The 25,625-nt window shown below is 54.4% G+C and carries 26 protein-coding genes, 1 tRNA gene and 1 pseudogene; 13 read left to right on the plus strand and 15 right to left on the minus strand.

Features of this window, described 5'->3' with window-relative positions; translation table 11 throughout:
• Positions 1 to 12: 12 nt before the first annotated feature.
• From LU682_RS10835 to LU682_RS10845, 3 genes are all read right to left on the minus strand, one after another.
• Positions 13 to 1,080, minus strand: coding sequence for a phosphotransferase family protein (locus tag LU682_RS10835; protein WP_010954749.1), 1,068 nt, complete (start codon positions 1,078 to 1,080; stop codon positions 13 to 15).
• 183 nt (positions 1,081 to 1,263) lie between these two features.
• Positions 1,264 to 1,581, minus strand: coding sequence for an SCP2 sterol-binding domain-containing protein (locus tag LU682_RS10840; protein WP_003251077.1), 318 nt, complete (start codon positions 1,579 to 1,581; stop codon positions 1,264 to 1,266).
• A gap of 56 nt (positions 1,582 to 1,637) precedes the next feature.
• Positions 1,638 to 2,348: a histidine phosphatase family protein gene (locus tag LU682_RS10845; protein WP_010954748.1), complete on the minus strand. Its 711-nt coding sequence runs from the start codon at positions 2,346 to 2,348 to the stop codon at positions 1,638 to 1,640.
• Positions 2,349 to 2,545: 197 nt separating this feature from the next.
• On the opposite strand from LU682_RS10845, the gene sohB reads away from it, so the two are divergent.
• Together sohB and LU682_RS10855 are read left to right on the plus strand one after the other, a co-directional pair.
• Positions 2,546 to 3,565, plus strand: a complete 1,020-nt coding sequence (gene sohB, locus LU682_RS10850; protein WP_004577258.1) for a protease SohB — start codon at positions 2,546 to 2,548, stop codon at positions 3,563 to 3,565.
• A 154-nt stretch (positions 3,566 to 3,719) separates the two neighbouring features.
• Positions 3,720 to 3,793 (plus strand) — tRNA-Cys (locus LU682_RS10855).
• Between the two features lie 100 nt (positions 3,794 to 3,893).
• Here the strand turns inward: LU682_RS10855 and LU682_RS10860 are convergent.
• Positions 3,894 to 4,142: a site-specific integrase gene (locus tag LU682_RS10860; RefSeq protein WP_060489720.1), complete on the minus strand. Its 249-nt coding sequence runs from the start codon at positions 4,140 to 4,142 to the stop codon at positions 3,894 to 3,896.
• Between the two features lie 40 nt (positions 4,143 to 4,182).
• Between LU682_RS10860 and LU682_RS10865 the strand changes: the two are divergent.
• The 3 genes and pseudogenes from LU682_RS10865 to LU682_RS10875 all read left to right on the plus strand — a co-directional run.
• Positions 4,183 to 4,263 (plus strand): annotated as a pseudogene (locus LU682_RS10865) (glycoside hydrolase family 19 protein); the annotation flags it as partial.
• Positions 4,263 to 4,817: a lysis system i-spanin subunit Rz gene (locus LU682_RS10870; RefSeq protein WP_060489722.1), complete on the plus strand. Its 555-nt coding sequence runs from the start codon at positions 4,263 to 4,265 to the stop codon at positions 4,815 to 4,817. The pseudogene LU682_RS10865 and the gene LU682_RS10870, both read left to right, overlap by 1 nt.
• Positions 4,818 to 4,968: 151 nt before the next feature.
• Positions 4,969 to 5,763 carry a DNA adenine methylase gene (locus LU682_RS10875; RefSeq protein ID WP_060495177.1) on the plus strand — a complete coding sequence of 265 codons (795 nt, stop codon included), beginning with the start codon at positions 4,969 to 4,971 and terminating at the stop codon, positions 5,761 to 5,763.
• A 63-nt stretch (positions 5,764 to 5,826) separates the two neighbouring features.
• Here the strand turns inward: LU682_RS10875 and LU682_RS10880 are convergent, their stop codons facing one another.
• From LU682_RS10880 to LU682_RS10900, 5 genes are all read right to left on the minus strand, one after another.
• Positions 5,827 to 6,738 (minus strand): AbiTii domain-containing protein, encoded by a 912-nt coding sequence (locus tag LU682_RS10880; RefSeq protein ID WP_060489727.1) that lies wholly within the window; start codon positions 6,736 to 6,738, stop codon positions 5,827 to 5,829.
• 198 nt (positions 6,739 to 6,936) lie between these two features.
• On the minus strand, positions 6,937 to 8,802 hold the full coding sequence (locus tag LU682_RS10885) for a DUF262 domain-containing protein (protein WP_232857544.1): 1,866 nt from the start codon (positions 8,800 to 8,802) through the stop codon (positions 6,937 to 6,939).
• Between the two features lie 252 nt (positions 8,803 to 9,054).
• Positions 9,055 to 9,420, minus strand: a complete 366-nt coding sequence (locus tag LU682_RS10890; protein ID WP_139139553.1) for a helix-turn-helix domain-containing protein — start codon at positions 9,418 to 9,420, stop codon at positions 9,055 to 9,057.
• Between the two features lie 409 nt (positions 9,421 to 9,829).
• Complete coding sequence (gene drt4 / locus LU682_RS10895) at positions 9,830 to 11,512, minus strand: antiviral reverse transcriptase Drt4 (RefSeq protein WP_060489729.1); 1,683 nt, start codon at positions 11,510 to 11,512, stop codon at positions 9,830 to 9,832.
• A 353-nt stretch (positions 11,513 to 11,865) separates the two neighbouring features.
• The gene (locus tag LU682_RS10900) at positions 11,866 to 12,072 is read right to left on the minus strand and encodes a hypothetical protein (RefSeq protein ID WP_060489731.1); all 207 of its coding nucleotides are present in this window, start codon (positions 12,070 to 12,072) and stop codon (positions 11,866 to 11,868) included.
• A gap of 165 nt (positions 12,073 to 12,237) precedes the next feature.
• Here LU682_RS10900 and tnpB point away from each other — a divergent pair, with 165 nt between their 5' ends.
• On the plus strand, positions 12,238 to 12,597 hold the full coding sequence (gene tnpB, locus LU682_RS10905) for an IS66 family insertion sequence element accessory protein TnpB (protein WP_009687920.1): 360 nt from the start codon (positions 12,238 to 12,240) through the stop codon (positions 12,595 to 12,597).
• Between the two features lie 18 nt (positions 12,598 to 12,615).
• On the plus strand, positions 12,616 to 14,148 hold the full coding sequence (locus LU682_RS10910) for an IS66-like element ISPpu15 family transposase (protein WP_010951895.1): 1,533 nt from the start codon (positions 12,616 to 12,618) through the stop codon (positions 14,146 to 14,148).
• Between the two features lie 655 nt (positions 14,149 to 14,803).
• On the opposite strand, the gene LU682_RS10915 is transcribed toward LU682_RS10910, so the two are convergent.
• A complete protein-coding gene (locus LU682_RS10915) occupies positions 14,804 to 15,670 on the minus strand; it encodes a hypothetical protein (RefSeq protein ID WP_232857616.1) in 867 nt (288 codons plus the stop codon).
• Positions 15,671 to 15,991: 321 nt separating this feature from the next.
• Here LU682_RS10915 and LU682_RS10920 point away from each other — a divergent pair, with 321 nt between their 5' ends.
• Positions 15,992 to 16,216, plus strand: a complete 225-nt coding sequence (locus LU682_RS10920) for a hypothetical protein (RefSeq protein WP_082423996.1) — start codon at positions 15,992 to 15,994, stop codon at positions 16,214 to 16,216.
• Between the two features lie 859 nt (positions 16,217 to 17,075).
• Here the strand turns inward: LU682_RS10920 and LU682_RS10925 are convergent.
• Complete coding sequence (locus LU682_RS10925) at positions 17,076 to 17,873, minus strand: helix-turn-helix transcriptional regulator (protein ID WP_010954674.1); 798 nt, start codon at positions 17,871 to 17,873, stop codon at positions 17,076 to 17,078.
• A 120-nt stretch (positions 17,874 to 17,993) separates the two neighbouring features.
• On the opposite strand from LU682_RS10925, the gene LU682_RS10930 reads away from it, so the two are divergent.
• The 4 genes from LU682_RS10930 to LU682_RS10945 all read left to right on the plus strand — a co-directional run bounded on the left by LU682_RS10930 (position 17,994) and on the right by LU682_RS10945 (position 21,745).
• Positions 17,994 to 18,809, plus strand: coding sequence for a carbon-nitrogen hydrolase family protein (locus tag LU682_RS10930; RefSeq protein WP_010954673.1), 816 nt, complete (start codon positions 17,994 to 17,996; stop codon positions 18,807 to 18,809).
• Between the two features lie 140 nt (positions 18,810 to 18,949).
• On the plus strand, positions 18,950 to 20,059 hold the full coding sequence (locus LU682_RS10935; protein WP_010954672.1) for a polyamine ABC transporter substrate-binding protein: 1,110 nt from the start codon (positions 18,950 to 18,952) through the stop codon (positions 20,057 to 20,059).
• Between the two features lie 85 nt (positions 20,060 to 20,144).
• Positions 20,145 to 21,266: a DmpA family aminopeptidase gene (locus LU682_RS10940; protein WP_049587969.1), complete on the plus strand. Its 1,122-nt coding sequence runs from the start codon at positions 20,145 to 20,147 to the stop codon at positions 21,264 to 21,266.
• A gap of 179 nt (positions 21,267 to 21,445) precedes the next feature.
• The gene (locus LU682_RS10945) at positions 21,446 to 21,745 is read left to right on the plus strand and encodes a hypothetical protein (RefSeq protein WP_010954670.1); all 300 of its coding nucleotides are present in this window, start codon (positions 21,446 to 21,448) and stop codon (positions 21,743 to 21,745) included.
• A 125-nt stretch (positions 21,746 to 21,870) separates the two neighbouring features.
• Here LU682_RS10945 and LU682_RS10950 read toward each other — a convergent pair whose 3' ends face one another.
• Complete coding sequence (locus tag LU682_RS10950; protein ID WP_010954669.1) at positions 21,871 to 22,968, minus strand: SDR family oxidoreductase; 1,098 nt, start codon at positions 22,966 to 22,968, stop codon at positions 21,871 to 21,873.
• Between the two features lie 72 nt (positions 22,969 to 23,040).
• Here LU682_RS10950 and LU682_RS10955 point away from each other — a divergent pair, with 72 nt between their 5' ends.
• Positions 23,041 to 23,412: a MerR family transcriptional regulator gene (locus tag LU682_RS10955; RefSeq protein ID WP_010954668.1), complete on the plus strand. Its 372-nt coding sequence runs from the start codon at positions 23,041 to 23,043 to the stop codon at positions 23,410 to 23,412.
• Positions 23,413 to 23,443: 31 nt separating this feature from the next.
• Here LU682_RS10955 and LU682_RS10960 read toward each other — a convergent pair whose 3' ends face one another.
• The 3 genes from LU682_RS10960 to adhP form a co-directional block, all read right to left on the minus strand.
• Positions 23,444 to 23,680 (minus strand): hypothetical protein, encoded by a 237-nt coding sequence (locus LU682_RS10960; RefSeq protein ID WP_049587963.1) that lies wholly within the window; start codon positions 23,678 to 23,680, stop codon positions 23,444 to 23,446.
• A 276-nt stretch (positions 23,681 to 23,956) separates the two neighbouring features.
• Positions 23,957 to 24,163 carry a DUF6434 domain-containing protein gene (locus LU682_RS10965; protein ID WP_003250934.1) on the minus strand — a complete coding sequence of 69 codons (207 nt, stop codon included), beginning with the start codon at positions 24,161 to 24,163 and terminating at the stop codon, positions 23,957 to 23,959.
• A gap of 91 nt (positions 24,164 to 24,254) precedes the next feature.
• Positions 24,255 to 25,265 carry an alcohol dehydrogenase AdhP gene (adhP, locus tag LU682_RS10970; RefSeq protein WP_010954666.1) on the minus strand — a complete coding sequence of 337 codons (1,011 nt, stop codon included), beginning with the start codon at positions 25,263 to 25,265 and terminating at the stop codon, positions 24,255 to 24,257.
• Between the last annotated feature and the right edge of the window lie 360 nt (positions 25,266 to 25,625).

Genomic DNA, 25,625 nt, shown 5'->3' on the forward strand with positions numbered 1-25,625 from the left:
CGTGGGCTGTGCTCAGAGGCTGGACTTGGAAATGACCTGCAAGGTCATTTGTTCCAGCAAGCGGTTCATGTGAATGAACTGGGCGAAACGCTTGTCCTGGGTCTGGCCATGGTAGTAGCGGTAGTAGATCTGCTGAACGATGCCTGCCAGGCGGAACAGGCCATAGCAATAGTAGTAATCGAAGTTGTCCAGGCGGATGCCGGCGCGCTCGGCGTAGTAATCGACGAACTGGCGACGGCTGAGCATGCCCGGCGCGTTGCTCGGCTGGCGGCGCATCAACTGCACTGGCGTCGGGTCGCCGGCTTCGATCCAGTAGGCTAGGCAGTTGCCCAGGTCCATGAGTGGGTCGCCCAGGGTGGCCATTTCCCAGTCCAGCACACCGATGATGCGCATGGGGTTGTCCGCGTCCAGGATGACGTTGTCGAACCGGTAGTCGTTGTGCACGATGCCTGGGCGCGGGTGGTCGGCCGGCATTTTTTCGTGCAGCCAGGCGGTTACCGTTTCCCAGCGTGGCGCATCCGGTGTCAGGGCTTTTTCATAACGGCTGGTCCAGCCCTCGATCTGGCGCTGCACGTAGCCCTCCGGCTTGCCCAGGTCGGCCAGGCCGCAGGCGGTGTAGTCCACCTGGTGCAGCTCGACCAGGCGGTCGATGAAGCTTTTGCACAGGGCTTCGGTCCGGCTGGCGTCCAGGTTCAGTTCGGCTGGGATGTCCGAGCGCAGGATGATGCCCTTGACCCGTTCCATCACATAGAACTCGCCGCCGATCAGGCCGGTGTCGGTGCAGTGTGCGTAGGCCTTGGGGCAGTAGGGGAAGCCGCTGTTCAGTTGGTTGAGGATGCGGTACTCGCGACCCATGTCGTGGGCCGATTTGGCCTTTTGACCGAAGGGTGGTCGACGCAGCACGAAGTCGCGGCCCGGGTAGCTGACCAGGTAGGTGAGGTTGGAGGCGCCGCCAGGAAACTGGCTGATGCTCGGCAGGCCGTGCAGGCCGGGGATATTGGCTTTGAAGTAAGGGTCGATGACGGCCGCGTCGAGTTCTTCGCCGGGGCGTACCTGGGTGGACTGGTCGGTGAGCGTCATGCGTCTTCCTTATTCTCGATAGCAAGTACTATTGGGTAATCTAATGGTCCGCCAGGGTTGGAACAATCGTCCCATGTGCCAAATAGGTGAGGGTGTTGCTGGTGGATCACTGCACCGAATGCAGGGCAAAAAAAACCGAAGCCGTCAGGCTTCGGTTTTTCGATCATCCGGTATTCCCAGCCCTCAGGACGGGAACAGCTCGCTGAGTTTCATCGACAGCATCATGTCGCCTTCAACCCGCAGCTTGCCACCCATGAAGGCCTGCATGCCGTCGGTTTCGCCGCTTACGATACCCTTCAGGGTTTCGGCGTCCATCACCAGGGTGCAGTTGGCATCCGGGTTTTCGCCTTCCTGCAGGTCGCAGGTGCCGTCCTTGACGATCAGCGCGTAGTGCTTGTCTTCGTCGGTGATGTTGAAGCCGAACACCAGGTCCAGGCCGGCGGCAGCGGATGGGTTGAATTTCTCTTGCATCTTTTTGACGGCATCAGCTACGGAGGTCATGGCGCATTCCTTATAGAGTGATTTACACGTCCCCGCAGGGACACAACAAGCCGGGCTTATCGGTAGGTGACAAGCTCCGGCGCCCTCAACAGCTGCACATGGGCCTGGCTGTTGAAGGAGGCCAGTGCCACGTCGCGGCCGCGAAACTTCAGCTGGCTGAGCGACGTGTTGATGATCTGCCAGTTCAGCGCGAACGCCTGGCTGGGGGTAATACCGGTAACCAGGTGGAGCAGGGCGGCAATGGTGCCACCCGAGGTGAAGATAGCAACATGATCGCCGCTGCCGGCGCTGTCCAGCACGCGTTGCAAGCCCCCTTGTACGCGTGACGTAAACGAATGCCAGGTTTCCAGGCCATTATCGGCATGCTCGCCATCGTGCCAGCGCTGCACCATCAACGCGAACAGGCGCTGAAACTCGCTGCGATGCTGCGCAGCATTGCGCAGCACATGCAGGGCATCGGGCTCTTCCGGCAGCAGGTCGGGCAACAGGGCGCGGATCACCCCGTCGGCATCGAACTCATTGAATGCGGCGTCGGTCTCAACCGCCGGCACCGGGCAGCCGTTGGCGTGCAGCGCCTGCAGCGCCAGCCGTGCGGTATCCTGCTGGCGGCGCAGGTCGCCAGCCACGCAGCGGTCCAGCCGCACGCCCAACTGGGCCAGGTGTTCACCCAGGGCCTGGCTCTGGCGCACGCCCACGGGCGAGAGTACGTCGTAGTCATCGGCACCGAAGGAGGCTTGGCCATGTCGAATCAGGTAGAGATTGCCCACGAAAGGTTCCGGCCTGTTGGAGGTTGCTGCGAGGTTAGGATGCGGCTCACGGGCTGTCAACGAAAAAACATACAAGCGTTTGAAAAGGTTGTTTGAAAGATGTTGCCAGCGTTTACACCGGCTGGCAGCACCACAGACGCAACGGTATGCTTGCAACAGTGACGCGCCGTAGTGGCGCAGGCATTTAAGGAGTCAACGTGGAGTTTCTTGCCGAATACGCAAGCTTTCTCGCCAAAACCGCCACCCTGGTCATCGCCATCCTGGTGGTGCTGTCGGCCATCGCTGGTCTGCGTGGCAAAGGTCGGCGCAAATCGGGCGGGCAATTACAGGTCACCCGACTGAACGATTTTTACAAGGACCTGCGTGAGCGCCTGGAGTCCGGCCTGCTCGACAAGGCCCAGCTCAAGGCCCTGCGCAAGCAGCAGGCCAAGGCGGAAAAACAGCAGAAGAAGGGCAAGGCCGAGGACAAGAGCCGGGTATTCGTACTGGACTTTGATGGCGACATCAAAGCCTCGGCCACCGAAAGCCTGCGCAACGAAATCACCGCACTGCTGACGCTCGCTACCGCGCGTGACGAAGTGGTACTGCGCCTGGAAAGCGGCGGTGGCCTGGTGCACAGTTACGGCTTGGCTGCGTCGCAACTGGCGCGTATCCGCCAGGCGGGCATCCCGTTGACCGTGTGCATCGACAAGGTGGCTGCCAGCGGTGGGTACATGATGGCCTGCATCGGCGAGAAGATCGTCAGTGCCCCATTCGCCGTACTGGGGTCTATTGGCGTGGTGGCGCAGTTGCCCAACGTCAACCGCCTGCTGAAAAAGCACGACATCGACTTCGAAGTGCTGACTGCTGGCGAGTACAAGCGCACCCTGACCGTCTTTGGCGAAAACACCGAGAAGGGCCGGGAGAAGTTCCAGGAAGACTTGGACATCACTCACCAGTTGTTCAAGGATTTCGTCTCCCGCTATCGTCCGCAGTTGCACATCGATGAAGTGGCCACTGGCGAAGTCTGGCTGGGCGTGGCCGCCTTGAATCGCAAGCTGGTTGACGAGTTGCAGACCAGTGACGAGTACCTGAGCGAGCGCGCGCGCAACGCCAACCTGTTCCACCTGCACTATGCCGAACGCAAGAGCCTGCAGGAGCGTATTGGCATGGCCGCCAGCGGTACTGTGGAGAACGCGGTGGTAGGCTTGTGGAGTAAACTCAGCCGCCTGCGCTAACACCTTGAACCCGTTGAAATTTTTTTTCGTTCAGGGGGTTGCAAGGTTAAAAGAATGAAGACATAATGGCGCCCATCGAAACGCAGCAAACTTTGAAAAAGGTTCAGCGTTTCAAGGAGATAGCAAAGCGCAAGCAGCTAGATCCGACCTTTGAGGCCGAGTAGCAAAGTGGTTATGCTCCGGATTGCAAATCCGTCTACGCCGGTTCGATTCCGACCTCGGCCTCCACCATTCGAAAGCCCCGCAGATTAACGTCTGCGGGGTTTTTCTTTGTGCGAGAAAAAGACGAAGTGTTCCGCAACTTTTGGCATGTGTTCCGCAACCTGCCCTATTTTGTGGGGCTGACGACCTCGCCAACGCGGCGGTAAACGCGCTTTGTAATCTCTTCCTTGGAGTGCCCCAGCAGCCTGCTGGCGTGCCCGATGTCCTCGATTTCCGACGCTGCCTTCGGCCTAATGTCACGGAACTGGAATTGCCTGACCTTCGCAGCCAGGTCGGTATTTCCATCTGCGGTGAGCTTGCGTGCAGCCTTGTCTCGTGCTTCGCTGAATCGGTTTCTCAGCATCTCCCAGCTCATGCGTAGGCCTGAGTCGTTGGTGATCAGTCGCGAATTGCGCACCCGCCGTATCAATGGTGGCCTGAATGGGTTGAAAGATCGCCAGGCGCTCTATAAGCGTGCGCTTGAGGTGCTGCAGTAATGCCGCTGAATTGGCGTATCGCGCTTCTGGCAGCTGCGGTCGGACTCTATGCCGGCGGGCGTGGGGCCTGGGTCTGGCAGGCCAGCGAGTACGGAAAGCAGCTGGCTGAGCAGGCCGCAGGTTATGTCCAGCAGTTGGCGGACAGAGATCGGGTTCATGGTCGTGAACGTGAGGAGGCTGCAGCTGCAGCCTTTGAGCAGTTGGCAGAACAGAAAACTCAGCGAAAAGACCTGGAGGAACGCCTGCAGGAGCAGGGCAAAAAACACTGGAAGGAGATGAACGATGCACAACAGATTCAAGATCGCCTGCGTGACAGGCTGGCTACTGCTGACTTGCGGTTGTCAGTCCTTGTCGACGCCGGAGTCTTTGCCGCCCCGGGTTGTGACGGTGGGGTGCGAGAAGCCTCCGGCACCGGAGGCGTGGTTCATGGAGCCGTTCGCGCCGGACTTGACCCAGCGCATGCTCAACGAATTGTCGGCATCACCGACGACGGTGACCGAGGACTGATCGCACTGCAGGCCTGCCAGGCCTACGTCCGCGAAGTCACCAAATGAAAAGAGGCGAGCCGGGTAGATGCGTCAACATCCAGCCCGGCCCGCCGAACCCGCAGACCCTTCCTGCAAGTCCAGCCGCAGCCTCTGCCTTGTGCACAAAGCGCGGCGAGCCTAACACCTGTTCATCCATACAGTAAAGACTTGCATACCTATGACCTCTCCAATTATTCCTTGGATGGGTGGCAAACGCCGTCTGGCCGACCGCTTGATCCCCCTCTTTCCCCCTCATGAGTGCTACGTTGAAGTCTTCGCCGGCGGTGCCGCGTTGTTCTTCATGCGTCCCCAGCCCGCCCCCGTGGAGGTGCTGAACGATCTCAACGGTGACCTGGTCACCCTCTACCGCGTTGTACAGAACCACCTGGAGGAGTTCGTGCGCCAGTTCAAATGGGCGCTCAGCTCTCGGCAGATCTTTGAGTGGCAGAAGATGACGCGCCCTGAAACCTTGACCGACATCCAGCGTGCGGCGCGGTTCTTCTACCTGCAGCAGCATGCGTTCGGCGGCAAGGTCACCGGGCAGACGTTCGGTACCGCCACCACGGGGCCGGCCATCAATCTGCTGCGCATTGAAGAGAACCTGTCCGCCGCCTGGCAGCGTCTAGCCGGTACCTACGTCGAAAACCTGTCCTGGCTCGACTGTGCCGAGCGATACGATCGAGCGCATACTTTCTTCTACATGGACCCACCTTACTGGCAAACTGCAGGCTATGGCGTGGACTTCCCGTTCGAAGAGTACAAGCGCATGGCCGACTTCATGCGGTGCTGCAAGGGCAGGGTGATGGTCAGTATTAACGATCACCCGGACATCCGGCGCGCCTTCGACGGCTTCCACTTCGAGCGCCTGGATATCCGTTACAGCAATACAAACCAGCGGCAAGGCAAGGCCGAAGTGACGGGGGAGCTGGTGATCATGAACTGGGAGCCTTCATTTTTGGAAGGGTTGTTTTAACAGCTCTTCTTGCGTTTGGACCATATAGAACCGTTCGCCATTCGAGCACCCGTTCACCGTTGCTCAACCTCCGTAGTATTGTGTAAGCGCTGTGGTCAACACTGAGGCCGCTACTTGGGAGGGGATCTCCCATGCAGGTGTGCCTGCTTTGGCGATCATGCTGCCTAACCAAGTGCGTACTTTTTTACCAAAGCCCTCGCGATTATGTTCGGAGTCGTCTGTTTTGATGGCTTGTTCAAGCTCATTTAAGTCGCTATCTGTAACATTGTGCTTTCGAAGTTCAGTCAGGAGTGAAGTTATGTCATTCTTTATTATTGAGTTGCTGCCGATGGTGGAGCTGTTTTGCTTGCCAATGGCAAGGCTTATTTGAGCGCCGTCACCAAATACTGCACCCTTGAACATGGCGTTAAGCCCTTCGATTTTTGGTATTGGGGAGGTGATGTCTTGAGCGGAGTTTTCGGGTATGTTATCTGAGAGGGTTAAAAGAAAGTCTAAGAGTCTAGATCTTGCTTCGTTTACGATCTGATCGAACACGCCCGCGTTAAAAATACCCCAGGCGTTGACAATGGTGTACGATGAGTCGAAGTCAGCGGTTAGAAAGCCATACAGCCGCTGGTCAATGTTTGCCTGAAGTTCAGTTTTGTTTTTAACAAAGCCCTCGATTACGGCTATGCTTTGATCAAACCTCCTAGTGAGGAATTTTTCGCGAAATTGCTCTGGAACTCCGTAAGTCGGGAGTTTCATATTGCTGTAGCGTCGCGCAGAATTTTCGATATTTCCGTATGGGACTATTTGCGTGGTTCTGTAGCTGGGGACTTCCTCGATGTTGTCGTATCCCTGGATCTCGTTCTTCACCCACTTAGCAAACTCTGGATCTTTTAACTTGTGAGCGATGATCTGGGCTTTGATAAAAGCTCCGGCGAGTGGGACGTTTGTGTCGGAAAGTAAATTTATAGTTTCGTCTATGAGTTGCATTTTTTGCGTCCTCCAATTTTTATGGGGTGTCTGGATTCGCGACTCAATCCCAACCTATGTTCGTGCACATATAGCCGGCAAAATTTAAAAGCCGCCCAAGCCATGATGCTGTTGGGTTTGGGCGACTTATTGCTTACCCTGTTGCCGCACAGTCTGGGCATGACCGCATTACAGTATCATTTAGGGTCACGCAAATCGTTACGGCTTTTCCCAGATTTCGAATGCGACTGCCTTGTACGCATCAGCTCGCTTGGTGATATGGTCTTTAGAGAAGTCAGGTATGCCTGAAAGGGTGATTTTTGGTTTTGCTGCCAAGTACTTAGTCAGTACAGGGTTGTGCTTGTAGTAATCTTCACAGAGTGACTGCGTGAGGATATTTTCTGCATGATATGCGTGCAATTTGTTCTTGTAAGAATTGTCTTGTAGGGATCGATTGCGGGAGCGCGGAAGTAATGCGAGGGCACCAATTCGATTGCGATATTCTGAGTAGTCCTTCGCATCAGTGAAGCCATGGTCTCCAGGAAGTGAGGTCACGTCATAAGCATCTTTTAATAGGTGCTCAATATCGAAGGTCTTCATACCGCGATCGCGCTGCCAGTATGTTTGGAAGCCAACTTTGTTGGTGAGTGTGAGCTCGTCTTCTAAATGGCTTGCAATGCGTGCAAGGATGTAAAGCATATCGGAGCGATCGCTTTTGGTGTATGTAAATTGATCAAGTCTGTCAATGCTGTTTTGGTATTTTTGCCACTCACCTTGAATGTAAGTTAATAATTCAGGAAGTTTTTTGTCTCTAACTTCCTTTGTTAGGGTAAAGGCGATGTCTTTCAGGTTGTCGTAGTTGTTTGTTTTTCCTTCAATTGTTCTTGAGGTTAAGATCAGGTCTATGTATTTTGAGATCAAGCTGATTTTTGTTTGCCAGACGTCCGTTGTGTCATCTGGATTGATAGCCGCCAACATTATCATGGGTTGTGAGCTGAAGCGGCGGCTTGCGTTATAGAATAAGCACTCAAATTCCGGTGTGAAACTATCTTCGCATTTTCGGATGAAGACGTGTATCTCAATAAATTTTGTGATGAACTCTTTGGCGAATTTTGTATAGTCGTCTGCGTTGAGTAAGCCTATTCGGTTGGTGTTATCTTCAAACCAGCGATGGTACTCATCGCCAATTATGTCGAAGTCTCCGGCTACATCTCCCTTGTTTTTGCCGCGAATAGTGTTGGCCCACTTTGCGCGGAAGAAGTTTTTGAAAAATGAAGAGTCTTCTTCTGCATCAATGTCTTTCAGTTTTCGAATCGACTCAACCCAAGCTTTGTGGCATGCATGACTGTCGTTAGTGTCTCTGATTTTGGAAAGGATTAGCCCCTTCAGTAAGTCAATAGGGCCAAGCCGAAGTCCGCGATCATTCATCGTGACGAAGACTCGATGCGCCTCTGATTCACTTTCGACAGAGATATCAATTAATTGAACGCGCTCTCTTACATAGTCGATAAAGTACGCAATATTTTCTTGGACTTTATCATCTAGCACGGCGTCCGTTGATCTGAGCGCTTCGATGATTTTTTTGTCGCCGTCATCAAGCTTTTGGATGTCCTCTGCTTTAACCAGTGCTTCGCTTGTTGTTATCGTTTCATCAAGATATAGGTCAAATATTTGTCTTCTGCTTTCAGAGAACTCTATAGAGTAGTCTTTTGTGCCGTAATTGACGTTGCCCAGTAAAACCCCTATGTCGGCCACCGATTTAACATCGTTGTCTATGCGATATCGCTCTAGATAAGCTAAAAGTAGAAATGTAGATGTTAGTCGTTGCTGGCCGTCAATTAGGGGCTTTTTGCCATTTGCTTCTTTTGAAGTAATTATCGAACCGAGGAAATATGGTAAATAGTTCCCTACTTCTTGGCGGCCGTGAGTAGGGTCGAAATCTAACAGGAATGTGCTCTGAATATCGTTTAGAAGTTCAGTGAAGTGACGGCTTTCCCATTTGTATTCTCGTTGAAAATATGGCAGGGAATAATGGCTTTGGAAGCAGGTTTTAACCGTCTGGGTAGATGGATTCACATATGCCATGTGGTGGCGATCCTTGTGCTGGTGGCTAGAAGCCATCAGGCTAGCACGTGAAGTCTTCTGGCAGCCATCCCTCCTGAGACAACAAATGAGCCGCGGATTTCTCGAGTTTAAGCATACTGGTGAAGCTTCGGGGGAGCTGAAGCATCACCCTTTGAAATTGAGGAAAATGACAGGCCGCCGAGGCTGGCGAAGTCCATCACGTAGGGGGACCAGTTCTCCGGCAGAGAGACTGTATTGCGAGCGCATATCTAGCTATTCCAGTAGGTGGTAGTCGGAGCGACTGCGAGGGTTTTTCGTCGATCCGCGACAGTTCTCGCCTCTGAGTGGAGGATGGCCAGGGAAGAACAATAGCCCCTCTACCTCAAATGCAAATGCCACTGCCTGCATGCTGATTGAATTGAGGTTTCCCCCTGACTCAAGCCGTTGGATTGCCTGAGGAGAAACGCCGGACACTGAGCTCAGATCCTCAATGCTCCAATCCAACAGCGCGCGAGCTGGGCCGCAATGGATGGCAGCAAAACTCAATGGCTGATGATCCACGATCCACTCGACTACTTCGATCTGGTACTCGTCGAGATTGAGGCGAAGGGGTTGCCGGGTAGAAGTGTGAGAAGTCATGACAGTCACCTTTTGCTGTATGAATGAACAGTATAAGGCGCGCTAATGGGTTGGGAAAGGGAGGCTTGTTTTAGGGCAAATTTAGGGCAGAACCCGGGCCGGATGAGGCCGCAATGAGCCTTCATGACCAAGGTTGGTGGCCGTATTTTCGGGCCTAAAGCGGCCTCCTGCGCAGAGCGGGCGGGTTCAAATCCCTATTTCTCGGCGAGGAAGGATCAGTGCACGGAGTGGCGCTCCCTCCGAGGGGGAACTCAAAATAAATAACCAATTCGCCAGTCAAAACCTACGAGCGGAGGCCTGCGTCGAAAAAGCGCCCAGTACCCGGAATTGTAGCTGAGCGCTTTTTCTTGTTCACACTGCAGGGGGCTATTAATTAAAATATGTCAGGGCAGCCATGCATTTGTAATGCTTATCCAAAAAGAGAAAGTGGTTTCCGCGGTGGTCGCGGCGCTAAGCATCTTTGCATCCACTGGTCGAAACTAACCGGTTGGCGCGGTTGCTGGAAAGGATTTGAAATCACGTGGCAGTATTGCTCGGCATGGCTTGATTTATCGGCAGGGTATAAAAATGCCACATCATATTTTTTTAAAATATCGAATGTGTTCTCTGTTTGGTAAGGGTTGTCGATGTGGTTGTGTAGAAATAATTCATAAAGCAATAGCCAGTTTTGGTCCAGCTCGTAAAGGGTTGCGTTACTGATAATTCCTAGCGCATGCTCTTTGGCTTGCCCGATAGAGTTGTTGAATTTGCATAGCATTGTTATGGCTGCGCAATCTTTTGAGTTGAGAACTTGCTTGATTTGCTCCTCGCCAGGCTCGCGGCTCAGTTGTTTGATATAGTAAAGTGCCCAGCACATTCCGTCTGATCGGCGATGTAGAGCGTTTGCCGTGATGATTTTGTTAAGTTTCTCCTGTGTCGCATCTACATCGTATTGATCTGATCTGGCGTCAATTTTCTCGAGTAATGGAAGTAGAGCAGGGAAATGCCAGGCAAGGTTTAAGGTGTAGTTGAAGACGGCAACCGCGGTTTCATCAATTGCTCGAGGAGCAATAGTGCTAATAGCATATCTGAGCACGCTTCCGTCTGGTGTTTCTTTGTTTAGTCGGACTGCAAAGTCAAGAAAATTGATGGCCTCGCTTGTGCTTAGGGAAAGAGCTCCGTCGCTACTTGTGCGTTTGGGTAACGCATTGTTTAGGATAGATGTCCATGGGTCTTGCAAGGGTTCGGGTAGTTCTTTTATGGTCGTTTTGTTTAAATTGAGAGATAGCCTGTAGCTCGCAAGTTCATGTCCTAAGATTCGAATGAAGTCTTGCGCCTCGTCATGGGATTCGCAGTATGCGGTGTAGTCATCGATGTATCGTGTGAAGATGAAGTTTTGTTTTTCAAGTATCTTGTCGATTTTGCATAGTATTATTTCTACGGCAATATTAGATGCTGCTGGTCCTATAGGGAGTCCAGAGGTTTCGTTTCTTTTCGTGTTTCTGAAAGCGGTGTCAAGAATACTACTCCAGTGTTTGGGTTTCGCAAAAAGGTTCTTCTTTGCTTCGTCATATCCTTGGATAGCCCATTCTAGAGAGTGGGTGTAGACTGATCCGAAGCAGTTTGATATGTCGGTGTGGGCGCGAAATCGTTTTCCAAAAGTGTCTTCAAGTGCGGCGCTGGTTCGAGCTTCATGACTCTCATAGTTCATGATGATCATGCGTCCGTCGATATGCTCTTCTATTTTGATCGCGCTTTGATTGCTGGAGGTTAAATTTGATATCTCCTCATGGTTTTCCATGAGTCTCGCATGCAGTCTTGCGTAGGCAAGCGGATGTAATAGGCTCAGTGTCCGAGATACATTGTTGTATCGTGTTACGCGATATTCAACGAGATCGAACCAGTGTTGCTTACGAGGATCCTGGACAGCCATTTTTGATAGTTCGACGGCAATTTCCGGCGTGAAGCGTCTTGTTGTGAAGCACGGAGGAAGTTCGCTTGCCGAATCTTTTTGATTGGGGAAGTAATTCCATCTCGTCAAAGCTTCGGAGAAATGTCGCTCAGAGGATAGAGCTAATGGGATATTAGAGAAGGGACTGGTGAATTCTTTCAATTAAATTTCCTTATTTACCCGCTTCGCTATTCGTTAATAACAACGGAGATAGAGAGTGGTACTCTGCTACAGGATCGTCTTGTTGTCGAGTCGCGCACAACGCTGAATCAGCATCATCCCCCAAGCTGTCGGGCGCATTTTCTTCAGATTTGCTAGGAGCGGGTGAGGCCATAAAAAATATAAGGCGATGACAAGCAGCACAGCGCAAGCGATGGTTGGTACAAATTTGGTACGAGCAGATTGGTTTTGGCCTAGAGGCCTTTTAGATTAAGGCTTTGTGAAAAAGCCTGCCCAATCCATCATCGGGCAGCCGTCGCGCTGCAGCTGTTGGCTGGGTCGAGAGGGTAGCAGATTCAGGACCTTAGGCGCTCGATCCCAACCGAGATCGCCTCCGCATGCAAGTCCAGTGCCGTCAGGGCCATCATGACGTTGTCATGGATATGAATCGAACCACGCTGACTAACCCAGAGCGACAGCTCTTCAAGGGCTGCTCTGATGGCTGTTTGATTCATTAGCAGCAATTCCATGGTGTCTGCTGCGATCGCTGCTTTCTCGTCCATAAGCGGGCTCCTGGCATCGTAGGTTAAGGGAAAATCGACAAATCCTGGGGGCGGTTGAGAGCGTAATAGGCCATTTGATTGTAAGGGATCCATCATCCCCACATTCCAACCGTCCACCTGATTCCCGATGCTGTGCTCCCGATTTCTTTCTGGAGCCAGCCCGCCATGATGCGCCCCGACAGCAAAGTCGAAAAAGTCTACCTCTACCCCAAGCCCGTGGACTTTCGAAAGTCCATCGACGGCCTCACTGCCCTGGTCGAACTGGACATCAAGGTCGCCGTGTTCGACCCGGTACTTTTCGTCTTCCTCAATAAAGCCCGTAACCGCATCAAGGTGTTGTATTGGGAGCGCAACGGCTTCTGCCTTTGGCTCAAGCGCCTCGAAGCCGAGCGTTTCAAAACTTCACCCGACGCGACCGACGAAGCTATCGTACTGACCGTCCAGGAACTGAATTGGCTACTCGACGGTTTCGATCTCTGGCGCAACCGTCCGCATCAGGTTTTGACTCCTCGTTTCGTCGCCTGACCGGGTATAATCCGGGCCATGATTTCAGTGCCCGATAACCTTCCTGACGACCCTGCCGCGCTCAAACTACTGCTTGCGCAGTTGTTGGCCGAGCGCACGGTCGACAAAGGTCAGATCGTCGACCTTAAAGAACAGGTCAAGCTGCTGCGTGACCGATTATTCAATCGCAAGTCCGAGCAAACCGTCGAGTCCAACACGCCCCAACTGGCGTTGTTCAATGAACCCGAAAGTCAGTGGGTACCTACCGCTGATGATGCCGACGAAGAAGTTGTTGCGCCAAGCAAGCAGCGCGGCAAACGCAAGCCACTGTCGGCTGACCTGCCACGCATTGAAGTCATTCATGACTTGCCCGAGCACGAACTGACTTGCGCCTGTGGTTGCCGCAAACACGTGGTTGGCGAGCAAACCAGCGAACAACTCGACATCGTGCCGATGCAGATCCGTGTGCTTAAACACGTACGCAAAATCTATGGCTGCCGTGGCTGCGAAACCGCGCCGGTCACCGCTGACAAGCCGGCCCAATTGATTGAAAAGAGCATGGCCAGTCCCAGCGTGCTGGCGATGTTGCTAACCACCAAGTACGTCGATGGCCTGCCGCTGCACCGCTTCGAAACGGTGCTGAACCGACATGGTATCGAGATCCCCCGGCAAACCCTGGCCCGCTGGGTCATCCAGTGCAGCGAACACTTTCAGCCACTGCTGAACCTGATGCGTGACCGCCTGCTGGAAAGCCCGGTGATCCATTGCGATGAAACTCGCGTGCAGGTGCTCAAAGAGCCGGATCGTGATCCGACCAGTCAATCCTGGATGTGGGTGCAGGCCAGTGGCCCGCCTGATCGACAAGTCGTGCTGTTCGATTACACCACCAGCCGCGCGCAGGAGGTGCCGCTGCGCCTGCTGGAGGGCTATCGCGGTTACGTGATGACCGATGATTACGCCGGTTACAACGCGTTGGCGCTACAGCCGGGCGTTGAACGACTGGCGTGCATGGCGCATGTCCGGCGTAAATTCGTCGAAGCGCAGAAGGTGCAGCCTAAGGGCAAGAGCGGTCGCGCCGATGTTGCGCTGACGATGATCAACAAACTGTATGGCATCGAACGCGACCTCAAGGATGCCAGCGATGAACAGCGATTCATCGGTCGTCAGGAACGAAGCCTGCCGATCCTTGAGCAGTTGAAAAGTTGGCTCGACAAGACGCACTCACAGGTGACACCGCAAAGCGTACTGGGCAAGGCGGTGCTTTACCTGGCAAACAACTGGAACCGCCTGGAGCGGTATGTCGAGGCGGGCCACCTGCCGATCGACAACAACCTGGCAGAGCGGGCCATAAAGCCGTTTGTGATCGGGCGCAAAGCTTGGCTGTTCAGTGACACGCCCAAGGGAGCCACGGCTAGCGCGCAGATCTACAGCTTGGTCGAAACCGCCAAGGTCAACGGCCAAGAGCCCTATACGTGGCTGCGCCACGTCCTGGAGCGACTGCCGCACGCCTCATCGGTAGCAGACTACGAAGCGCTGCTGCCATGGAACTGTTCGCCAGAGATGCCACGGTAACTTTGGCTTCCACCTTGTGGTAGGTGGGGTTCATGGATCGGTTACATTTGATTAGGCGAGGATACCCGTTTTCCTGGCCTCTGGCGGCCTGGCGAGCAAGCCGGGCGGGTTCAAATCCCTATCCATGACTGCCAACGTGTCTATAGTGGTAGCGGAGGCAATAGATGATGAGAAGGCATAGAGTCCATGATCATGCCGGGTGGTCCGTTGGTACTTGAGGCTGCGGAGGCGGTAAGTCGATACCACGTGGCCCAAGCTGCAGGAAGTCCGGCCCAGGAAGTGGAGCGTTGTCGACTTTTGGATCGGTAGAGGGCAGTCGCGATCGTCAGCTATCGACCCATTATAGCGGACGCTCACAGCCAGCTATTATGGGCTGATCTCGGTCGATAGAACATCTAGCCATTAAGATGTTGGTTTATGTCAAGCCGAGCTTTAGATTGTTAAGTCTAAGTTGGATTAAAATTAAGGAAAAGCGTTGGCAGTGCTGAAGACTTTCTCTGTGGAATGCAGTATATTCAAGCAGGGCGCGTTGCAATTGTTATCTTGCATGGCGCAAACTCGATTCTGATTAGCGAGGTTAATCTAGCCAAAGTCATTGTTAGTTGGGAGGATTTTGTTATTTTGGCCACCCTTCTGGATTGAGTTGTAGCTAAATCTAACCTGCCTCGTTGAGTCTATATTCGATAGCTCTGTACAAGGGGACTGAGCCAATGCCCAAGCAAAGTTTGCATGTGGAGTTTTGCGAAGAACATAAATTGCAGTCTATCGTTTCGAAGTCTTCGATATTCACGCTCGCAGCTAAAGACGCTTTTACTCGCCCAACGCCATGACATATGCTACAGAACTCCCCAGCTAGAACACAGCATCCATTACAAATCGGGCAGACTACATTATCCCCACCCTTGAGCAACTGCTTTGGATTGGAGGCCTTCAATACAGCCCGCTGAAGTTTTTCAGCGTCAGAAATCCTCCTGTCGAGATATTTTTTTATATGCTTTATAAAATACTCAGGATCTTTTTTCCACTCATCCGGCGCGATTCGGATTACTTGTATACCTTCACTGGATGCTATGTTCATATCTCTTTTGTAAGCTAGCTTCACTCCGCTTTCTATGAAGTGAGAAGGATACCCGTCGTACTCTATGCCGACTGCAGCAATTCTCAATTTGTCCTCGCCGACTGACCGGAATAGCTCTAACAATAAATCTATTGACCAAGCACGTGTTTTGGGCTTTTCATTCTGTACTTTAAATTGCGGACTGATCTTGACCGTATGTCCAAGTCCTCTTTTCCCTGAAAGTATTACTTTTCTAGGTGAATCTTGATGTTCAATTATCTCGATTGGTGAGAATTGCTTTATTATCTGTGCAATTACAGCAATTTCCGCTTGGGATGTTTCGCTTTCGCCCTGCAAGCTTATGAGGGCAACTGATGGTTCATCACCAATCATAAGCTTAATTTTTTCATACAGTGCGCGCTGATTTTTGCTAAATCTATTTTTTATATATTCAAATTTACTCATGGCGATAAAATTAATCTTCGCAAATTAGTATTTATGATTGCATCCAAACTTTTGCTGATTCTTTTGTGTAAGCGTTCGCGCTTAGAAAACACACCCCAAATAACTAGCACATATAGATTATTATTGCAATTTGAAAATTATCTCTCAAGGGAGCAGTCGGCCGCCCCTGATTCTGCAGGTCCTCAGTGGCAGCTACTGGCCGTAAGCTGCTTGTGGTAAAGGACCGCTATGGGTCGTTAGCAGTCGTTGAGAGATCGTCAATCAGTCCGCTGCCAGCTGTTCGCACCCTACACTTGTTGTTTTACTGCTCTGGACTGGATAGTGCACAAGCGGACTTTAATTGGGATGGTTGAGGCTGGCGAGCCTCTCATTCAGAAAGCTATCGACGCCTTGCGTGAGTATCATCAGGCGCAAGATAGAGGCGCACCGGCCGATGAAGTTGAGCGTCTGCAGCTGCGTGCCGAGTCGCTTTTCCAGGCTGTGGCCGGCTACCAGCTTCGGGTGATAGCCAAAGCTCTTGGAACCGAATTGCCGAAGCTGCATTAAGTGACCCACGAGGATGGGGGCTCCTTGAGGGATGGGGAGTACGCTGATTCTGTCGCTTTTGGGCTGCGCGGGGAGGCGCAGCTCAGTGCTCAACCAAGCAGTAGGCAGGCTATTCGGCAGGGCGCCAGTGGGGGGCGTTTATAACGGTGAAAGCTACAATACTTGGTGAAAAATCAGTTCCGCAACTGTCTAGAGGTCCCTTGATTTCAAGGGACTGCAGACCTACTAGAAATGATTCGTTGCGGAACCAAAGTAGCTCTAACATATTGAAAATAAATAAAAAATCCTTCGGATTGCAAATCCGTCTACGCCGGTTCGATTCCGACCTCGGCCTCCACCATTCGAAAGCCCCGCAGATTAACGTCTGCGGGGTTTTTCTTTATGGGTCGAAAAAAGGCAAGAGTTCCGAAACTTTCGGGGTGGAGTTCTGAAACTTCAGCCTTTCGAGGGCTTTGCGATCTCCCTCTTTCGAGTGGCCCGGCAGTACGCTTGCCTCGCTAAGGTCGTAGATCTCTTATGCGGCCTTCGGTTGGATATCGCGGAGCTGGATGAAGCACAGCGAAAGGTGCTGGCTGGTGTGTCGCGTAACCTTATCGAGCAGCAGGCTTAGGTTGTTGCTCACTCCGTTCGTTTCCAGGACGATCCTCAGTCGCTGCCGGTCTTACCCCGAGGTTTCGATCAGTGATTGGGTGGTTGCTGAGCGTGGTGAGGCGGCAGAAGCCCTGTCGTTCTCCTACGTCAGCGGCCCTTACCAGTCCCGGCGCCTGGCCAACATTGAGTTGCGCCGCCGGCTCGGTGGAATACTGCCCGCAACGAGACCGATTGTCTTAGAACTTGAAGCCATCATGAGAAAACGAGTTCAGTTCTGTGCGTTCAAAAATAATGAGAACAGCTCGGACTGAGATTTAATGCCGAGTTTGCTGTACATGTGCTTGCGATGGACCTTCACAGTCTCTGCGGAAATCGCCAGCTTGCGCGCGATCTCCTTGTTCGAGCAGCCGCTAAGCATAAGCCGGCCAACTTCCAGTTCACGGGCGGAAAGCGGCGTATCCAACTGCTGGTCAGTAGAGTCCAGCCAGCTCTGCCAGCTGGGTGCCGGCGACGTGTTCTGCTCCAGCGCTTCCCGCTCGAATGCCATGCGCTGACGCATCAGGGCGGCAACCCAGGACTGGATGAGAGTGAGTAGGGCGGTCTGCTCTGCATTGAAGAGACACTCACTTCCCAGCGAGAGGCTGAGGGTGCGCTCCGTGTCGAGCTGGACGTTGATATGTGCTTCGTCGGCAACGACATTGAGGCGGAAGTAGCGTTGGTAATAGTCGGTTTGCTCGAAGCACTCCGGCGCCACGTCGGCTAGCCAAAACAAACCGCTCTGCGGTGCTTCCCGGTTGGCGAGATAAAAAGGGTCGAGCAAATACAGGCCTTTGAGGTAGTCCTGAAAGAGCGGATCTGGCCCGCCATCCTTGCCTGGGCATTCAGCGAGCACCTGCGGGCGACCACTGCTGAATATCAGCACGACCCAACTGTCCACCGGAATGTATCTATCCAGTTGACGCACCAAGGCCAGCCAGAAATTAGGGCGGTCAAGTGCCTCGATTAGTCTGCCGATGGCCTGGTGCCAAGCCATGTCCTGCAGTGTAATGCTCCCGTTTCTACCCATACGGGGTTACCCCATCGAAGTAATTACTTTCCGTTTTACGGCTCTCCATACTTCGTTTCAGCCCTGGCGGGTGCTGTTCAGTTTGGCGATTGAGCCAACATACACGTGAAAGGATCACCGATGAAGATTGAACTTGTACAACTCTCCGGTCGCGATGGCGATACCGCTTATAACCTGGAACGTACATTGCAGGCCATCGCTACCTGCGCCGTGGATACCGATCTGCTGATTTTCCCAGAGACCCAGCTGATGGGATTTGCCAGCGCCCAACAGCTCGCCGAAATCGCCGAGCCCGTTAACGGGCCGAGTGTGCAGGCCGTGCAACGCGCCGTACACGAACGAAACGTCTCAGCGGTGATTGGTCTGGCTGAGAACGACTCCGGCACCGTTTACAACACCTCCTTGCTGGTCACCCCGCAAGGGATCGCATTGAGTTATCGTAAGACTCACCTTTGGCCGTCGGAGCGCGGATTGTTCCAACAAGGAGACCGCTATGTCACCGCACTGTGGAAGGGCATCCGTGTCGGTATCCTGATTTGCTACGACATTGAGTTTCCGGAAAGTGCTCGGGCGCTCGGCCAACTCGGCGCCGAGCTCATATTGGTCACTAACGGTAACATGGATCCTTACGGCCCTGTCCACCGCACTGCAATAATGGCTCGCGCTCAGGAAAACCAGGCATTCGCGGTGATGGTCAATCGGGTGGGCGACGGCGACGAAGGGCTCGTTTTTGCCGGCGGCAGCGCCGCTGTCGATCCCTTCGGGCGCACGCTATTCGAAGCGGGCCGCGCAGAGTGTCGGCAGGTGGTGGAATTAGATCTCGACCTGCTGCGCACCGCCCGCCACGAATATGACTACCTCGGTGACCGCCGCCTGTTCCTGACCGGCGATCAGAGTGAGCACGATGATGGTCGACGTGAGCTCCTGATCCCCTGAATCAGTTGTGGGGCGCAACAGCAACACAACGATTGTTCCGTCTTAACGGCTGTTTCGACCCTGCCACAACAGTAATTCACAAACTAGTAGGAGCAGTGCTCGTGTCTCTGGACTCAGCGCTAACGCTCCGGAGCATCCCCATGAAACGGATTCGTTACATGCAATTCGCGCTGGTCTCTCTGTTCAGTTTTGGCGTGGTTTGCGCCGAGGCCGGTGACGCTCAAAAGCCAAGTGTCCATATCTACAACTGGTATGACTACATTGCCCCGAACACCGTGAAAGACTTCCAGAAAGAAGCAGGCGTCAGCGTGGTGTACGACGTGTTCGACAACAGTGAGGTCATGCAAAGCAAACTGATGGCTGGCCGCAGTGGTTATGACGTTGTGGTTGCCAGTGCCGACCTGCTACCGAACCTGATCAAAGCCGGTGTGCTGAAACGACTGGATCGCTCCAAGTTACCCAACTGGTCCCATCTCGATCCCGACGTCCTCGCCAAGTTGCAGAGCAATGATCCCGGAAACAGCTACGCGGCCCCTTATTTGTGGGGGACCACTGGCATCGGCTATGACGCGGACAAGGTTAAGTCATTACTCGGCCCCGATGCGCCAGTCAATTCCTGGGACTTGATTTTCAAGGAAGAAAATCTAGCCAAACTCCGTCAATGCGGTGTGGCCATGCTGGACGCGCCTGGCGAGGTTATTCCCATCGCACTGCACTACCTTGGACTGCCATACAACAGCCATAACCCGGACGATTACAAAAAAGCTCAGGAACTGCTGCTGAAGCTACGCCCCCATATTGCCTACTTCGATTCTTCCAGGTTCATCTCTGATCTCGCCAATGGCAACGTCTGCGTCGTGCTGGGCTGGGCGGGCGGTGTCTCCGACGCGCAGAAAGCCTCCGAGCTGGCTGGCAACCATCGAAACCTTGTCTACAGCATTCCACGCGAAGGTGCCCCGGTGTGGGTGGAAAGTATGGTGCAGCTCAACGATGCGCCGAACCCGGAGCAAGGGTTGGCCTTCATCAACTACATGTTGCGCCCCGAAGTCATTGCTGAGTCATCCAACTACCTGAGCTATCCGAACGCGAACAAGGATGCCACTGCGCTTGTAGAGAAGAAGATCCGCGACAATCCTGGGGTATATCCGTCCAAGGATGTGCTGTCCACGCTTTTCCCCCTGGAGCCACTGCCGCTGAAGCTGGAGCGCATTCGGACCCGTGCGTGGAACACGGTCAAGACCGGCAATTAATTGGCAGACCCGGTTCTGCTGATGATTGACCAAACCCCAGTCATGAAACAAACCAAAACAAGAGCGAGAGATCATGAAAGACACGATGAAGCCACGTGCCCGCGACCTGAATATTCAGTTCGGCCAACTGCAACCCGGTCCCCTCAATGCCATCACCGATGTGCCGGGCGTTCGGGTCGGTCACAGCAATGTGCGAGGACGCACCGCCAACGGCCGCGACATCCTGACTGGGGTAACAATCATCGAGCCGCGTGTCGGTTCCACCAGCCAGCAACCGTGCTTTGCCGGCGTCCATGTGTTGAATGGCAACGGCGACGCAACCGGTCTGGAGTGGATTCGCGAAGCGGGTCTTTTGACCAGTCCCATCGCCTTCACCAACACCCACAGCCTGGGTGTGGTGCGTGATGCACTGATTGTGCTGGACCGTGAACAACAACCGGATGACGGCCGTATCTACTGGAACATGCCGGTGGTGCTGGAGACCTATGACGGGCTGCTCAACGACATCAACGGTTTTCATGTGAAGCACGAGCATGTGGCCGAAGCCCTGAGTAATGCTGTAATTGGGCCCGTTATCGAGGGCGCGGTCGGTGGTGGCAGCGGCATGATCTGCCACGAATTCAAGGGCGGTATCGGCACCGCATCGCGGCGCCTGAGTAGCACTCAGGGCAGCTGGACTGTTGGCGCCATTGTCCAGGCGAACCACGGCATCCGTAACGAACTGCGCGTCGACGGCTATCCGGTGGGACGCTACATGGAACAGGCTGACTCCCCGTTCCTCAAGGCTTCGCTGCCGCACCCCGGCATGGGCTCGATAGTCGTTTGCCTGGCCACCGATGCGCCGTTGCTGCCACACCAATGTACGCGCCTGGCACAACGCGCCAGCATCGGTCTCGCCCGCACCGGTGGTGGTAACGAAGACCACAGCGGTGACATTTTCATCGCCTTTTCCACCGGTAATCATGTGCCGCCGGCAGCTTACGAAAGTAAGCGCGCGCCGACCACCGACAACCTTAGCATGGTCAACAACGACCATATCAGCGAGTTGTTTCTTGCCGCCACCGAAGCGGTGGAAGAAGCCATCATCAACGCCTTACTAGCCGCTGACACCGCCGAAGGCAACGGCCATGCAGTACCGGGACTGGATTGTGAGACGCTGCTCAAAGCCTTGCATCAGGCCGGCTGGCCGGGAGCGGCGAATGGTTAACTGATCTCTTCGCTTGGCCGCCCGAGCTTCAGGACAAGCGTTGAGTCTTTGGCGGGGCTGCTGAATAGCCGATTGTCCGATTCAGCTCACAGATGAGTCAGACGAATTTGCGTAAAACTGCACGTTCGCTATGGTGGCAATAAACCACCTGACTACAACTAAAGTCGTAGGAGCGTCTCATGAGAATACGCGGTGATGTTTTCTGGGCCTGGGCTGACCCGACGCTTCATCACCGAACTCACGACGAGACACTCGACGATGGGACATACATTGATGTTCAGACGCGGCTGTCGCGGACAGGCAAAACGCAGATGTTCATCGGGGTGTACGCCCCTGGTGGCATGGCTATCCTCGAGGAGGCCTTCGATTCTCGCCCTGGCGAGTCGATGACCAGGGCGCTGGCGTGGGGCGTTGGCCGGGCCCGACGTGTCGCCGCTGAAGGTGCGCCTGCGGCAGGCTTTCTGGCTGCCTCGAAATAGCGGAGGCGCGCAGCGCCGGAGGTCGAGCGGCGACTTACTGTCATCAGCGAAGACGCAGTGCGTGAAATGCCTGCGTCGCCACACTTCCAGCTATCCGACAGAGTGGGCATCATCAGCCTGGCCCGTCATCCTCGCTGGCCAGCGCCCTCACTTTTGGATTTTTTCATCAAGGAGCCGTTGACATAGCGCACCGTGTTTTCCAGGGCTTGTGTCATGTCGGGATGCGTAAACTGGTACTTGCGCTCCAATTGCCTGCTGTTTCCCATGTCGAAGCGCTGCGTCTGAATAAAGTTCAATGACTCGGCGCTGATCGCCAAGCGGGTCGCCAGTCCCGGAATCGTCAATATCGACCTGAGCAACCCTATGGGTATATGGCGGTGGGGTGCCTTGACCTTTAGCGTGTCTGCGATCTGCCCAAGCATTCCCTGCAAGTTCGGTGTTCGCTCATATAGCGCCAGAACTTGCCGGTTGGCCATGGAGGGGTCGAACGCCACGCAAGTTATCATTTTCACCAGATAATCGACGCTGACCAATGGCAACCAGTGACTGGCGGAGCCGGGAATGGCTTTGAACCGGCCTTGTGCCAGATTGCGAATGAGTTCGGCAAGCGGTTGTCCGTCCAGGATATGCCCGTTCTCGCTGTGGCCGCACACCGTAGCAGGGTGAACAATCGTGTAATCCGCATCCGCGTCTTGCATATAGCGGATGACTGCAAAATGGGACTCGAGTTTGCTGCCTTCGTAGCCGCCTACACGGGCGTAGACTGCGGGCCAGTTTGTGTTTTCAGGGCACTGAGTATCAACCCCGATACTGGCAAGGTGGTTGAGGTTTTGCAGCATGAAGCCGCCTACCATGAGCAATCGGATGCGCTGGCTGGCCGCAAGCCTGGCCACGCTCAGAGCACCTTGGACATTGACTGTGCGGGCGCGCTCCGGTGTCAGCCCCCAGGAAAATTGCGCCGCGAGATGGAAAAATACAGCGGCCGAAGTGACGCGTTCTTTGTCTGCTTCGCTGAGGCCAAGCCCCTCCTGGCTGATATCGCCTTCAACGGCATGGATATACTCAGGGTTACCCCCCAGTTGGCCTACCTGCTCCTTGAGGCGTTCGATGTTACCGGGGCTGCGCATCAGCACCCAGGTCTTGTGCCCTTGCGCAGTAAGACCGGCCAGCAAATGTTGCCCCACAAAGCCGCTGCCGCCGGTGACAAAGCACTCCACACTCATGTTTGAACCCTTGTTTGAATGATGGGCGCAGGCTAAGGTGTAGAGCCTGCTCTACAGTCAAGGATTTTTAACGTGAATATTGGAGAGTTGGAGCGCCGGAGTGGGCTCAGCCGCCATACATTGCGCTATTACGAACAGCTCGGGCTTATCGAGCCACACCGACAAGCCAACAACTATCGCAGTTACAGTGAACAGACCGTTGCTGACTTGGCTTTCATACAGAGTGCCCAGGGCGGAGGCTTTTCACTTGCTGAGATTGGGGACATTCTAGTGGCCAGGCGGGGGAACACGATTGATTGCGCGCAAGGCGCCGTCTTGGTCGCCGCCAAGATGGCCGAGATTCAAACGAAGATCACCACGCTACAGGCCGCTTATGTTTTTCTGGACGCGGAGCGTGCCAAGCTTGAAGCCAGTGCTATTGCCAATGGGAAGATAATGCCTTGAAGTCCTGTCAGTGACTATTTTCGATCGAGCGTCAGCCTTCAGGAAAGGTGACACCGCAGATAAATTCATGCGTCCCCAAGCGGTGTGAGCCAAATTCCACCACGTAGCTATCTCCTCTGCGCTGCGCCTCTGCCATGGCCGTTTTCTGGTCGGCATAAACGTCGACAAAATGCCACGGGTGTCGGTCTCTCAGGACCCCCCATCCGATGACCCAGCCTTCCCGCGAAGGGTCTGGTGGCAGGTTCTTCGCCAAACTTCGAATGGACATACCGATCTCCTCATATGCACAGGCTCGCCATTGCAGGTTGAGCACTTTTCTTGAACCACACCTCGCGGGCGTCGGTCTTCAGCATGAAGGATGAGTGATATTTCCAGGTTTGCTCATCAAATATTGAAATGTTCGCAGTCTAGGGTTGGGCTCAAGCCAATTCCACCATCGAGGGCGTCAGGAAATGGATTATTCCAGCATGGTTGAATCGTTGGACAAGATGCTGAAGGCAACGGCTGCAGGTAAGGCCTGCCTCCAGCCGTCAGATACAGAGCTTCACCCATACCTCCGTAGCCATTCGTCCGCGACGTCACCCATGGTTGACGGGGTACCACTCTTGATCCAAAGCATGAGTCCACGGTCGAACTTGAATGCCGCGCCGCACTCGCTGAGCAGAAACTGACGAACCTTCTGCGTGTTGCGGTAATGCTTGTCCAGTGGAGTCGTGCGGCTAATCGGCCCGGCGTGCCAGTCGACGGTCATGGTCTGTTCCTTTGACAATTAAGAAGGCTAAAAGCCCGCAGAGGGTCATCTACGGGCTTTGCTGTGGTTCCACATGACCTGGCTCGGCCTGTCAGCCTTCGAACTGTATCACCATCCGGCCTTTGATCTTGCCCTCCAGCATCTCGTCAAAGATCTGGTTGATATCCTCGATCGGTCGCAGCGTTACCTTGGGCACCACTTTGCCTTCAGCGGCAAACTGGAAGGCTTCCTGCAGGTCCTGGCGTGTACCTACCAGCGAGCCCACCACTTCGATCCCATCAAGCACCAGGCGGGGAATATTCAGGTCCATGGACTCCGACGGAAGCCCGACGGCCACCAGTCGCCCGCCAGCGCGCAAGGCATCGACAGCCGAGTTGAACGCGCCTTTGGCCACAGCAGTAACGACGGCAGCATGTGCACCGCCGGTTTTGGCCTGGATGACCTTCGCGGCATCTTCGTTGAGCGGGTTGACGACCAGATCCGCGCCCATCTCGCTGGCGAAGCGCAGTTGCTCTTCGTTGACGTCGATGGCGATGACTTTGGCGTTGAACACATTCTTGGCATATTGCAGGGCCAGGTTGCCCAGGCCGCCGAGCCCGTAGATGGCGATCCATTGGCCGGGGCGGACGTTGGAGATTTTCACTGCCTTGTAGGTCGTGACGCCGGCGCAGGTGATGCTGCTGGCGGCGGCGGAGTCGAGGCCGTCGGGCACTTTAACCGAGTAGTCGGCCTTGACGATGCAGGCCTCGGCCATGCCGCCGTCCACGGTGTAACCGGAATTCTTCACGTCGCGGCACAGGGTCTCGTTGCCGCTGTTGCAGTATTCGCAATGTCCGCAACCCTGGTAGAACCAGGCAACGCTGGCTCGGTCGCCTGGCTTGAGCGAGGTGACGCCCGGGCCAACTTCCTGAACCACGCCAATACCTTCGTGGCCCAGTACTACCCCGGTCTTGTCACCAAAGTCGCCATTTTTGACGTGCAGGTCGGTGTGGCACACACCGCAGCACTGCATCTTCAGCAGCGCTTCGCCGTGTTCGAGAGGGCGCAGGCTTTTCTCTATCACGTCCACGCGACGGCCTGGTGCAACGACAGCAGCTTTCATGAGAGCCTCCGTGTCTATCCGATGTGAGCTTGGGTGATCGTCGGGATAGCATAGACCTTGCCGGCCCAGGCAAAACTGCTTCAGGTCATGGTCAAGGTGGGCGCTTCCACAAAATTCCTGCGTATGCCTGGCTGGCCTTTGCGGAAAAAAGAAAAGCCCGCGGCAAGGATGCGGCGGGCTGCAAGAACATACGGAGCAGGGCCAGTGTGCCCATCCGGATGTCGACATTTCGTGAAGGTCAGGTCATGAGGCTGTCATCATCTGCAACGAAGTGCGCAGGGTCATAAAAAAGCCCGCCATGGAAGGCGGGCAAAAGACGTTTGAAGGGAGAGCCTGCAGGTTGCGCCGGTCCGGTTAACC

Source organism: Pseudomonas alloputida (assembly GCF_021283545.2).
Taxonomy (GTDB): Bacteria; Pseudomonadota; Gammaproteobacteria; order Pseudomonadales; family Pseudomonadaceae; genus Aquipseudomonas; species Aquipseudomonas alloputida.